General features: G+C 58.4%; 10 protein-coding genes. 3 read left to right on the forward strand and 7 right to left on the reverse strand.

The features are described 5' to 3' along the window. Nucleotides 1-14 precede the first annotated feature (14 nt). Together iscR and uvrB are read right to left on the reverse strand one after the other, a co-directional pair. Nucleotides 15-551, reverse strand: coding sequence for a Fe-S cluster assembly transcriptional regulator IscR (iscR, locus tag B9Z41_RS05755; RefSeq protein ID WP_100146060.1), 537 nt, complete (start codon nt 549-551; stop codon nt 15-17). A gap of 142 nt (nt 552-693) precedes the next feature. After that, the gene (gene uvrB / locus B9Z41_RS05760; RefSeq protein ID WP_100146062.1) at nt 694-2,802 is read right to left on the reverse strand and encodes an excinuclease ABC subunit UvrB; all 2,109 of its coding nucleotides are present in this window, start codon (nt 2,800-2,802) and stop codon (nt 694-696) included. Nucleotides 2,803-2,920: 118 nt separating this feature from the next. Between uvrB and B9Z41_RS05765 the strand changes: the two genes are divergently transcribed. Next, complete coding sequence (locus B9Z41_RS05765; protein ID WP_100146064.1) at nt 2,921-4,117, forward strand: amino acid aminotransferase; 1,197 nt, start codon at nt 2,921-2,923, stop codon at nt 4,115-4,117. 10 nt (nt 4,118-4,127) lie between these two features. Here the strand turns inward: B9Z41_RS05765 and ygiD are convergent, their stop codons facing one another. Continuing rightward, nucleotides 4,128-4,949 carry a 4,5-DOPA dioxygenase extradiol gene (gene ygiD, locus B9Z41_RS05770; RefSeq protein WP_100146066.1) on the reverse strand — a complete coding sequence of 274 codons (822 nt, stop codon included), beginning with the start codon at nt 4,947-4,949 and terminating at the stop codon, nt 4,128-4,130. Between the two features lie 106 nt (nt 4,950-5,055). Here ygiD and B9Z41_RS05775 point away from each other — a divergent pair, with 106 nt between their 5' ends. Both B9Z41_RS05775 and rsxB read left to right on the forward strand, forming a co-directional pair. Further along, nucleotides 5,056-6,513: a polyhydroxyalkanoate depolymerase gene (locus tag B9Z41_RS05775; RefSeq protein ID WP_100146068.1), complete on the forward strand. Its 1,458-nt coding sequence runs from the start codon at nt 5,056-5,058 to the stop codon at nt 6,511-6,513. Next, nucleotides 6,510-7,172: an electron transport complex subunit RsxB gene (gene rsxB / locus B9Z41_RS05780; RefSeq protein ID WP_100146070.1), complete on the forward strand. Its 663-nt coding sequence runs from the start codon at nt 6,510-6,512 to the stop codon at nt 7,170-7,172. Before B9Z41_RS05775 ends, rsxB begins: the two co-directional genes overlap by 4 nt. Nucleotides 7,173-7,228: 56 nt before the next feature. Here rsxB and B9Z41_RS05785 read toward each other — a convergent pair whose 3' ends face one another. From B9Z41_RS05785 to B9Z41_RS05800, 4 genes are all read right to left on the reverse strand, one after another. Further along, nucleotides 7,229-8,194, reverse strand: coding sequence for a tripartite tricarboxylate transporter substrate binding protein (locus B9Z41_RS05785; protein WP_233202545.1), 966 nt, complete (start codon nt 8,192-8,194; stop codon nt 7,229-7,231). Between the two features lie 87 nt (nt 8,195-8,281). Continuing rightward, a complete protein-coding gene (locus tag B9Z41_RS05790; RefSeq protein WP_100146074.1) occupies nt 8,282-9,478 on the reverse strand; it encodes a M20 aminoacylase family protein in 1,197 nt (398 codons plus the stop codon). Nucleotides 9,479-9,493: 15 nt separating this feature from the next. Beyond that, entirely contained in the window at nt 9,494-9,979 is a 486-nt protein-coding gene (locus tag B9Z41_RS05795) for a VOC family protein (RefSeq protein ID WP_100146076.1), read from the reverse strand. Then, complete coding sequence (locus tag B9Z41_RS05800; RefSeq protein WP_100146078.1) at nt 9,979-12,027, reverse strand: acetyl/propionyl/methylcrotonyl-CoA carboxylase subunit alpha; 2,049 nt, start codon at nt 12,025-12,027, stop codon at nt 9,979-9,981. The genes B9Z41_RS05795 and B9Z41_RS05800 overlap by 1 nt, the downstream gene beginning before the upstream one ends. Nucleotides 12,028-12,232: the final 205 nt, after the last annotated feature.

Genomic DNA, 12,232 nt, shown 5'->3' on the forward strand with positions numbered 1-12,232 from the left:
CTGAAAAAAAGGGGTTAGCTTTTGGCGAAGGCGTTGCCCAAGGCAAACACCGAATTGGGGGCGTTCACACGGATAGGCTTCACGACAGGCATGCTGGAGATGGCACGGCGGATCGCAGGTTTGTTTTCAATTTCCACGCCCTTGGCCAATTGTTCGTCGACCAGTTTTTGCAAGGTGACGGAGTCTAAAAACTCGACCATGCGCTGGTTCAACGATGCCCACAACTCGTGGGTCATGCAGCGGCCTGTTTCGCCCAAGCAGTTTTCTTTGCCGCCGCAGTGGGTGGCATCGATCGGCTCGTCCACCGACACGATGATGTCGGCCACGGTGATGTCCGCCGCCTTGCGACCTAGCGAATAACCACCGCCAGGGCCGCGGGTGGACTCGACCAGATCATGGCGACGCAGCTTGCCAAACAGCTGCTCCAGGTAAGACAGCGAAATTTGTTGGCGCTGGCTGATGGCCGCCAAGGTGACGGGCCCGTTGTTTTGGCGCAAGGCCAAATCAATCATGGCGGTCACAGCAAAACGACCTTTGGTGGTGAGACGCATGGCAAGCTCCTTTCAGGGGTGAGGCCTTTGTCGACTAATTGAGTCAACTATACCATAAACCCCATTGATTTGCTCAGGTACTCTGCTCCCCTGCCGATCTGTCGACGACAAAAGTCAGGCGTAAACCCTAGCATCGCGGCCATCAGGCCTTTTGCGCCAACACCACCACATTGTCGTGACCTGCACCACCAAAAGCCTGCTCGCGCAACGAGGCCAACTGGTCGCGCACACGAGCCGCATTTTCGAACTCCAAGTTGCGTGCGTGCTCCATCATGAGCTTTTCCAATCGCTTGATCTCTTTGGCCACATCGCGCTCGCTCATGTCCTCGACCTTCGCCTTTTGAATCTCTCGGGCCTGCGCCTCTTTGCCCGCTTTTTCGCTGTAAACGCCATCGATCAAATCGCGTACTTGCTTGAACACCCCGCGTGGCGTGATGCCATGGGCTTCGTTGTGCGCAATCTGCTTGACTCGGCGACGCTCGGTTTCGCCAATCGCTTTTTTCATCGACTCAGTCATGCGGTCAGCGTACAAAATGGCTTTGCCACTCAGGTTACGAGCCGCCCGGCCAATGGTCTGAATCAAGCTACGCTCTGAGCGCAAAAAGCCCTCCTTGTCGGCGTCCAAAATCGCCACCAAAGACACCTCGGGCAAGTCAATGCCTTCACGCAACAAGTTGATGCCCACCAGCACATCAAAAGTGCCCAGACGCAGATCTCGCAGAATTTCCACGCGTTCCACCGTGTCAATGTCGCTGTGCAAGTAGCGCACTTTGACGCCGTTGTCGGTCAAGTAATCGGTGAGCTGCTCGGCCATTCGCTTGGTCAGCGTGGTGATCAGGACACGCTCTTTCAAGTCGACGCGGATGCGAATTTCTTGCAGCACATCGTCCACTTGGTGCGTGGCGGGTCGCACTTCGACCAAGGGGTCGACCAAACCCGTCGGACGTACCAGTTGCTCCACCACACGGCCTGCGTGGGTCTTCTCGTAATCAGCAGGTGTGGCCGACACAAACACCACTTGGCGCATGCGTTTTTCAAACTCTTCCAGCTTCAGGGGACGGTTGTCCAAGGCGCTGGGCAAGCGAAACCCGTACTCCACCAAGGTGGTTTTGCGTGCCCGGTCGCCGTTGTACATGCCCCCGAGTTGGCCAATCATCACGTGGCTTTCGTCCAAAAACATCAGCGCGTCTTTGGGCATGTAATCGGTCAAGGTGCTGGGTGGCGCACCGGGGGCTGCGCCCGATAAATGACGGGTGTAGTTCTCAATGCCTTTGCAGTGGCCTACCTCAGACAGCATTTCCAAGTCAAACCGGGTGCGTTGCTCCAGGCGTTGCGCCTCCACCAACTTGTTCATGCCGACCAGTTCTTTCAGGCGCTGCGCCAACTCCACCTTGATGGTCTCGACCGCTGCCAGCACCCGGTCACGCGGGGTCACGTAATGGCTCGATGGGTAAATCGTGAAACGCGGGATTTTTTGCCGAATGCGTCCGGTCAGCGGATCAAACAACTGCAAGCTCTCGATCTCGTCGTCAAACAACTCAATGCGAATCGCCAACTCCGAGTGTTCAGCGGGGAACACATCGATCGTGTCGCCCCGCACACGGAACTTGCCACGCGCGAAGTCGTGGTCGTTGCGCTCGTACTGCATGCGCACCAACTGAGCAATCGCATCGCGTTGGCCCACCTTGTCACCAGCACGCAGGGTCATGATCATCTGGTGGTAGCTCTCGGGTTCGCCAATACCGTAGATGGCCGACACCGTGGCCACCACAATCACATCACGGCGCTCCAAGATGCTCTTGGTGCAACTCAAACGCATTTGTTCGATGTGCTCGTTGATGGCACTGTCTTTCTCAATGAACAAATCACGCTGTGGCACATAGGCCTCGGGCTGGTAGTAGTCGTAGTAGCTGACGAAATATTCCACCGCGTTGTTAGGAAAAAACTCACGAAACTCGCTGTAGAGCTGCGCTGCCAAGGTTTTGTTGGGCGCAAAAATAATGGCCGGTCGTCCCAATTGGGCGATCACGTTGGCCATGGTGTAGGTCTTGCCCGAGCCCGTCACCCCGAGCAAGGTTTGAAACACCTCGCCGTCGTTGATGCCATCGATCAACTCGGTGATCGCCGTCGGTTGATCGCCCGCAGGCGGGTACGGCTGGTACAGCTCAAACGGTGAGCCGGGGTAGCGCACCATCTGCCCCGTGGCGGGTAAAACAGTGGCATCAGAGACAACTTCAAAGGGTGTGGGCATAACTTGGCAAAAAAACAATCAAGCTGGCCCTTAAAATTCAGGCCAAGCGCACTAGCCTACCGCAGACTGCGCGTTCTGCCCCAAACCCCTTCTGTTTATCTGTGATCAAGGACTGACGATGTCAATGTTTACCGCTGTCGAAATGGCACCCCGCGACCCTATCTTGGGTTTGAACGAGCAATTTGCCGCCGACACCAACCCCAACAAAGTCAACCTCGGCGTGGGCGTGTACTTTGACGACAACGGCAAACTGCCACTGCTGGAATGCGTGCAACAAGCTGAAAAAACCATGATGGCCAAGCCCACCGCGCGCGGCTATTTGCCCATCGACGGCATTGCCGCCTACGACAGCGCCGTCAAAGGCCTGGTGTTTGGCGCCGACTCCGAGCCTGTCACCTCTGGTCGTGTGGCCACGGTGCAAGGCATTGGCGGCACCGGTGGCTTGAAAATTGGCGCTGACTTTTTGAAGCACCTCAGCCCCAACGCCACCGTGTTGATTTCGGACCCCAGCTGGGAAAACCACCGCGCCTTGTTCACCAATGCCGGTTTCAAGGTTGAGACCTATGCCTACTACGACGCCGCCAAGCGCGGCGTGAACTTTGAGGGCATGCTGGCGTCGCTCAACGCCGCCGCGCCTGGCACCATCGTGGTGTTGCACGCTTGCTGCCACAACCCGACAGGCTACGACATCACCCCCGCCCAGTGGGACCAAGTGGTGAACGTGGTCAAGGCTAAGAACTTGACGGCCTTTCTCGACATGGCCTACCAAGGCTTTGGCCACGGCATCGCCGAAGACGGCGCAGTGATTCAAAAATTTGTCGCTGCAGGTCTGTGCTTTTTTGTCTCCACCTCATTCTCCAAAAGCTTCAGCTTGTACGGCGAACGCGTGGGCGCTTTGAGCGTTCTGTGCGCCGACAAAGAAGAAGCAGGCCGCGTGTTGAGCCAACTCAAAATCGTCATTCGCACCAACTACTCCAACCCACCCATCCACGGCGGTGCCGTGGTAGCGGCCGTGTTGGGCAACCCAGAGTTGCGAGCCTTGTGGGAAAAAGAACTGAGTGAGATGCGCGTGCGCATCAAAGCCATGCGCCAAAAGCTGGTCGACGGTTTGAAAGCTGCTGGTGTGAAGCAAGACATGAGCTTCATCACCACCCAAATCGGCATGTTCAGCTACTCAGGCCTGTCCAAAGACCAAATGGTGCGTCTGCGCAACGAGTTCGGTGTCTACGGCACCGACACCGGCCGCATGTGCGTGGCAGCGCTCAATAGCAAGAACATCGACTACGTTTGCGCCTGCATCGCCAAGGTGATGTAAGCCAAAGCGCTCAGTCCCAAATGACTGAGCGCATCGCGATCGATGCCAGCTGGTAACCCTCGTTGAAAAACTCTACGCTGTCCCCTGGCTCTGCCGCGCCTGCGGCATACAGCAAAGGCAAGTAGTGGTCGTAGCTGGGGTGAGACATCTGCGCGATGTTCCCCTGCGCTTGAAAATCCACCAAGGCCTCGTTGTGGCCGGCCCTGATTTGATCCGCCACCCATTGGTCAAACCCAATCGCCCAATCGTAGGCTTGGTTGTCGGCGGCTGAGCGCTGCATGGTGCGCAGGTTGTGCACCGTGTTGCCACTGGCCATCACCAACACACCCTGATGCCTGAGGCTGCGCAATTGTTGGCCCAACGCATAGTGCTCAGCCATGGGGCGGTGGTAGTCGATGCTCAGTTGAACCACAGGAATATCTGCCTCAGGAAACATGGGCTTCAAAACACCCCAACAACCATGGTCCAAACCCCATTGGTCCAAATCCAGACCCACAGCTTCACCGCTGGCCGGTTGACGCAGCAATTGCGCAGTGTGCGCCGCCCACTCTGGCGCGCCAGGTGCGGGGTATTGCTGGTCAAACAACTCTTGTGGAAACCCACCGAAGTCATGGATGGTTTTGGGGTGTGCCATGCCTGTGAGCCACCAGCCCTGGGTGATCCAGTGGGCTGAAATACAAAGTATCAGTTTGGGCTTGGGCCAACGGCTGCCAAACAGAGGCCCAATGCGCTGCCACTCACGGCGAAACGGGCTGTCTTCGATCACATTCATGGGACTTCCGTGACCGATAAAAAGAACGGGCATCCGTGGTGTGGCGTGAGGTGTTGTCATGGCTTGTTTAAGACAAAAATAAAGGCTTTGTCGATTGGAGGACAGACTCCATTTTCACCCTATCTTCAGCTGTTATATTGCACTGCAACATATTTGAGATTCCCCCATGCTTTACCAAATCTTCGAAACCCAGCGCACCTTGATGGAGCCATTCGCAGACTTTGCGCAGGCTGCCTCCAAGCTCTACAGCAACCCACTCTCTCCATTGGGTCAGAACCAACTGGGTCAACGCATTTCTGCGGGTTACGACTTGCTCTACCGCTTGGGCAAAGACTACGAAAAGCCCCAGTTCGGCATCCAGTCGGTCAAGGTGGACGGTGTGGACGTGGCCATCCACGAACGCATTGAAGTGGACAAGCCGTTTTGTGAACTACGCCGCTTCAAACGCTACACCGACGATGCACACACCCTGACCAGCCTTAAAGGCCAACCTGTGGTGCTGATCGTTGCGCCCTTGTCGGGTCACTACGCCACTTTGCTGCGCGACACCGTCAAGACCATGCTCAAAGACCACAAGGTCTACATCACCGATTGGAAGAATGCCCGTTTGGTGCCGCTGAGCGACGGCGAGTTCCACCTCGACGATTACGTCAATTACGTTCAAGAGTTCATCCGCTACTTGCAAGGCCATTACGGCAACTGTCACATCATGAGTGTGTGTCAACCTACCGTGCCGGTGTTGGCAGCTGTGTCATTGATGGCCAGCCGTGGCGAAAAAACACCGCTGACCATGACCATGATGGGCGGCCCCATTGACGCTACAAAATCCCCCACGGCGGTCAACAACCTGGCCATGAACAAGAGCTTCAGCTGGTTTGAAAACAATGTGATCTACCGCGTGCCTGATAACTTTCCAGGTGCTGGCCGTCGCGTCTACCCAGGCTTTTTGCAGCACACCGGCTTTGTAGCCATGAACCCGGATCGCCATTTGAAGAGCCATTACGACTACTTCAAAGACCTGATCAAGGGCGACAACTCCAGCGCCGAGTCACACCGCAAGTTTTACGACGAGTACAACGCTGTGCTCGACATGGACGCCGATTACTACTTGGAAACCATCAACACCGTGTTCCAAGAGTTCAAGCTGGTGCGTGGCACTTGGCAAGTGAAATCTGAAAAGGGACAGCTAGAGCTGGTTCGTCCACAAGACATCCGAGGCACCGCGCTGCTCACGGTGGAAGGTGAGTTGGATGACATCTCGGGTTCGGGTCAAACCGTGGCCGCGCACGACTTGTGCACGGGCATCGTGCGCCAAGAGCACCACCACTTGGAGGTGCCAGGTGCTGGTCATTACGGCATCTTCAGCGGACGCCGCTGGCGCGAGGTGGTGTACCCACACGTCAAGAGCTTCATCTTGGAACATCAAAAAGCGTCCGTGGCTCAAAAAGCCGTCAAAGCCAGCACAGCCGCAAAGCCAAAAGTCACGCGCCCTGCGGCCAAAAAAGCAGTCGCTGCGGCTGCCCAAGCTACCCCAGTGGCTGTGAAAAAAGTGTCTGCCCGCTCGGCGCCAACCTCTGTTGCAGCCAAGCCTGCGGCCAAGAAAGCTGTGCGCGCGAAAAAGTGAGTCTGATTCAACGTCTCAACGACGCCCTGCCACAGACACAGTGCACGCGCTGCGGCTACCCCGACTGCAAAAGCTACGCCCAAGCAATCGCCGAGGGTGAGGCCCGCATGAACCAGTGCCCTCCTGGGGGCCAGGAAGGTGTGCAGCGCTTGGCCGCCATCCTGGGCCAAGCCGAGCTTCCATTGAACGCTGAACACGGCGTGGAAGGCCCACGCCAAATGGCCGTCATCGACGAGGACTGGTGCATTGGTTGCACGCTTTGCATCGCCGCCTGCCCGACAGACGCCATCTTGGGCGCCAACAAACGCATGCACACCGTGATTGAGGCCTATTGCACGGGCTGCGAGTTGTGCATCCCCGTGTGCCCTGTGGACTGCATCCAACTCGAACCCGTTGATCCGCAACGCACCGGATGGGCCGCTTGGTCACCCGAACAAGCCACTCAGGCACGCGAGCGCTACGACTGGCACCAGCAACGCAGTGCCCGCGAGACACAAGAAAACGCGCAACGGCTGCAAGCCAAAGCGCTCAAAAAATTAGCCGACTTACCCGCCCATACCCATGGCGCAGAAGGCGCTGGCAGTTCGCCTGAAGTGGACCGCAAACGCGCCATCATCGAAGCCGCCTTGGCCAAGGCCAAAGCGCGGGCGCAAAGTTGAACGGCCCCTCTCGGGGCCGTTTCACGGGTTGATACAGGCGCTTGTGTCGCCCAACCTCACTCGATGCGTGCGCCCGAGGCCTTCACGATTTGCCCTGCTGTGTCCCAGTCCGCACGCAGCACACGCTGGAACTCGTCCGACGACATGGCTCCCGGCTCAACCCCCAACTTGGTGAAGCGCTCTTGCACCACAGGGTCGGCCAGCACCTTGGCCATGGCCGCGTTGATGCGGTCCACCTCGGCTTTGGGTGTGGCTGCTGGGGCCAACAAGCCAAACCAGGAATCGAATTTGAATCCTGGCAAACCCGCCTCGGCCACCGTAGGCAACTCAGGCATGAACTTGGAGCGCTGGCTACCGGTGTAGGCCAGTAGCTTGATACGCGGGTCTTGACGGAAACCCGCCACACCGATGGTGGCCGACGTCACACCTTGCACGCGCCCTGCTAACACCTCGTTGACCGCATCCCCGGTGGACTTCATCGGAATGTGCTGCATGCTGGCACCGGCTTTGGCCAGGAACGAGGCCATGCCCAAATGCGTGGCGCTGCCGTTGCCCGCTGACGCGTAGTTGAACTGACCCGGCTTGGCCTTCAAGGCGCGCACATACTCGGCCATGTTGTTCACGCCCATGTTGGCAGGCGCAGCCACCACGTAGCCCGAATAGCCCAACAAGGCCACGCCCACAAAGTCTTTCACCGGGTCGTAGGGCAGCTTGGCATACAAATGCCCAGCCAGGTTGTGGCTGGCTGCGGCCAGCACCAAGGTGTTGCCATCCGCTGCGGCATGGGCCACTTGCGCCGTGCCCACCGTGCCGCCTGCACCCGCGCGGTTTTCCACCAGCACGGTAGCACCCAGGGCTTGGCCCAATTCGTTGTTGAAAGTTCGCGCCAGCGTGTCTTGCACCGCACCGGGTCCGAACGGCACCACCAAGTGCACCACGCGCTGCGCCCAAGCGGAACCCAGGGAGCAAGCGCCCAATGCCAGCGCCAGAGTCAGGCGACGAAGTGTGTGTGGAGAAGACATAAACATCCTTGTTGAATCAAATAAAAAGACGAATCTCAGCTGTGTCGGATGCACGCACAGGCCGTGCCACACCCCACATCAAACCGTTCAGGGGCGTGCCAACCAACGCTCCACCAAGCGCACAAAATAGCTTGCACCCACCGGAATGATGGCGTCGTTGAAGTCAAACGAGGTGTTGTGGATCACGCAGGCACCGGGCCCATGGTCGGGCATGCGGTGGCCGCCATCGCCGTTGCCAATGAAGGCATAGCAACCGGGCTTGGCGCGCAGCATATGGGCAAAGTCTTCGGCGGTCAGCACGGGCTCGAAGGCGTCGTTCACGTCCTGCACACCCACGATCTCGCGCATCACCTCGGCGGCAAACTGGGCTTCAAACGCATGGTTCACCACGGGGGGCGAGGCCCGCACAAAGCTCACCTCGGCTTGGCAACCATGGGCCAATGCTGTGTGTTCTGCGGTGCGGCGCAATGCGGCCTCCAGCACATCCAAGGCTTCAACGGAGAACGTGCGCACCGTGCCGCCCACCCAGGCCGCATCGGGAATCACATTGGGCGCGTCCGAGCCTTGAATTTGCGTGACGGCCAGCAGCACCCGCTCGCGCGAGTCAATCACGCGCGGCACCAAGGTTTGCAACTGCTGCGCCAGGTTGATGGTGGCCGCCACCGGGTCGGTGCCGGTGTGCGGCATGGACGCATGGGTGCCACGCCCGCGCAGCGTGACGCGCCAGGTGTTGCTCGACGCCATCAAGGCACCGTGGTTGAGCGCAAACGAACCTGCCTTTGCGCCGAGCGAAAAGTTGTGCAACGCAAACACCGCCTCGCAAGGAAAGCGCTCAAACAAACCTTCGTCGATCATCTTCTTGGCGCCCGCCTTGCCCATCTCTTCGGCCGGCTGAAAAATGAAATTCACCGTGCCGGCAAAGTCACGGCGTTGCGACAACTGCCAAGCGGCGGCCAGCAGCATGGTGGTGTGGCCGTCATGTCCGCAAGCGTGCATGCGTCCGTCATGCTGTGAACGGTGGGGGAAATGGTTGTCTTCTTGCAGCGGCAGCGCGTCCAAGTCGGCGCGCAAGCCAAGAGTGTGCGGCCCTTCGCGCCCCCGCAACACGCCCACCACACCGGTGTGGGCGATGCCGGTGTGCACTTCAAGGCCCCAGCTGCGCAAACGCTCAGCCACGATGGCGCTGGTGCGGTGTTCGTCGTACCCCAGCTCGGGGTGGGCGTGGATGTCACGCCGGAGTTTTACAAAATCTGAATACTCGTCAAAACACGTCAACACCGCCATGCAGGCCCCTTCGGTTTAAGAAGCGGCCAGTTTACTGAAGGCGCTCACCACCTCAGGGGGCGCTTGCACCAATTCAATCAACACGCCCTCACCACCAATGGGGAACTCGTCGTTGGCCTTGGGGTGAAGGAAGGTGATGTCAAACCCCGCCGCACCTTGGCGGATACCGCCCGGCGCAAAACGCACGCCTTGGGCGCTGAGCCAGGCCACGGCCTCGGGCAGTTTGTCGATCCACAAGCCCACATGGTTCAAGGGTGTGGTGTGCACCGCTGGCTTTTTGTCTGGGTCCAAAGGCTGCATCAAATCGACTTCGACCTTGAAAGGCCCCACGCCCATGGCGCAAATGTCTTCGTCCACGTTTTCGCGTTCGCTTTTGAAAGTGCCCGTCACCTCCAAGCCAAACATGTCAACCCAGAGTTTTTGCAAGCGGCCTTTGTCGGGGCCACCGATGGCGATTTGCTGGATACCCAGCACTTTGAAGGGGCGTGTTGTTTCAGACATCACTCAAACTCCACAATCATCTGATCCACCGTGAGTGACTCGCCTTTGTTGGCCACCACGCTCTTGACCACACCATCTTGGGTGGCGAACAACACGTTCTCCATCTTCATGGCTTCGATCACGGCCACGCGTTCACCGGCTTGCACTTTTTGGCCGGGCTTGACAGCCACATCCACCAGCAAGCCGGGCATGGGCGACAACACATAGCGGCTCAAATCGGGCGGTGCTTTGTACGGCATGAGTTGGTGCAACTCGGCCATGCGCGGCGACATCACCAAGGCATCGATGCGGGTCCCGTTGTGCTGCACTTGCAGCACCAGTGGGTTTTTCAAGGTGCCGCGCTCCACCTGCGCGGTGAAGGGTTTGCCGTTGACCGAGCCCTCAATGCGCACATCGTTCAAACGCGAGTGACTTTCGATGGCATATGACTTGGTGCCCACCTGGATGGTGGCCACACCGCTTTGGCCACGGAACTCGTCCACATGCACAGCCTTGTAGCTGTTGTGGCCTTGCGCCCCCAGCACCACCACGGTGTAGTCCTGGCCAATTTTGACGTCATAGCCCGGCAACTGACCGCTCAGGTTGGCGGCACGTTCGCGTGACTTGCGGCGTACAAAGGCGGCCAGCGCCACCAAAAAGTCGGGGTCGTCGTGTGGCACGTCTTCGGCGCGGAAACCGTGGGCGTACTGTTCGGCAATGAAGCCCGTGTTGAAGTCACCCGACACAAACTTGGGGTGCGCCAGCAAAGCCGCTTGGAACGGAATGTTGGAGCTGATGCCACGAATGACAAAACCGTTCAAGGCTTCGCGCATCTTGGCAATCGCTTCGTTACGGTCTTTGCCGTGCACGATGAGCTTGGCGATCATCGAGTCGTAGAACATCGGAATCTCACCACCGTCTTGCACCCCAGTGTCCACCCGCACGCCAAACAAGTTGGCCGTGTTGCCCTGGAACATGGTTTGTGCCGGTGTTTGAAAGCGCACCAAGCGCCCGGTCGAGGGCAAGAAGTTGCGGAACGGGTCTTCGGCGTTGATGCGGCACTCGATGGCCCAGCCATTGCGCTTCACATCGGCTTGCGTGAGCGGCAGCTTCTCGCCTGCGGCCACGCGAATCATCAGTTCCACCAAGTCCAAGCCCGTGATGGCTTCGGTCACCGGGTGCTCCACTTGCAGGCGGGTGTTCATTTCAAGAAAGTAAAAGTCTTGATCTTTGCCGACCACAAACTCCACCGTGCCTGCCGATTGGTACTTCACCGCCTTGGCCAACGCCACCGCTTGTTCGCCCATGGCTTTGCGGGTGGCGTCGCTGATGAAAGGCGACGGCGCTTCTTCGATCACCTTTTGGTGGCGACGCTGGATGGAGCACTCACGCTCGTTCAAATAAATCACGTTGCCGTGGCTGTCGCCCAGCACCTGAATTTCGATGTGGCGGGGTTCGAGCACGTACTTCTCAATGAACACGCGGTCATCGCCAAAACTGTTGCGCGCTTCGTTGCGACACGAGGTGAAACCTTCGAAGGCTTCTTTGTCGTTGAAGGCCACGCGCAGGCCTTTGCCGCCGCCGCCTGCCGAGGCTTTGATCATCACGGGGTAGCCAATGCCTTTGGCAATCTCCACCGCTTGCTCAGCGGTGTCGATGGCGTCGTTGTAGCCGGGAATGGTGTTGACCTTGGCTTCGAGCGCCAGCTTTTTGGAAGCGATCTTGTCGCCCATGGCGGCAATGGAATGCGCCTTGGGACCGATGAAGGCAATGCCCTCTTCTTCGCATCGTTTGGCGAAATCGGTGTTCTCGCTCAAGAAACCGTAGCCAGGGTGAATGGCCTGCGCGCCAGTGGCTTTGGCCGCTGCAATGATTTTCTCAGCCACAAGGTAAGACTCACGCGAAGGTGCGGGGCCCAGCAACACCGACTCATCGGCCAGTTGCACATGGCGCGCTTCTTTGTCGGCTTCGGAGTAAACGGCGACTGTTTTGATGCCCATCTTGTGGGCGGTGGCAATGACACGGCAGGCGATTTCGCCGCGGTTGGCAATGAGAATTTTGGTAAACATGTGTATTTCCTTATTCGGGTATCTGTTCAATGCTTTGCGGTGCTCGCTTTGGCCATGCGGTTAGTTGCTGTGCTCGCCATGGGCGCGGCGTATCCGCCTCCGCTCATGTCCCCCGCCCTTCGGGCTCCTCCTTCACTTCGCTGCGGCGGAAACACCGCACCCATGGCTGCGAATTGCGTCACAGAGTGCGGGCTACCCCCTTGCG

The sequence above is a fragment of the Limnohabitans sp. JirII-31 genome (assembly GCF_002778315.1).
In the GTDB taxonomy this organism is placed as follows: domain Bacteria; phylum Pseudomonadota; class Gammaproteobacteria; order Burkholderiales; family Burkholderiaceae_C; genus Limnohabitans.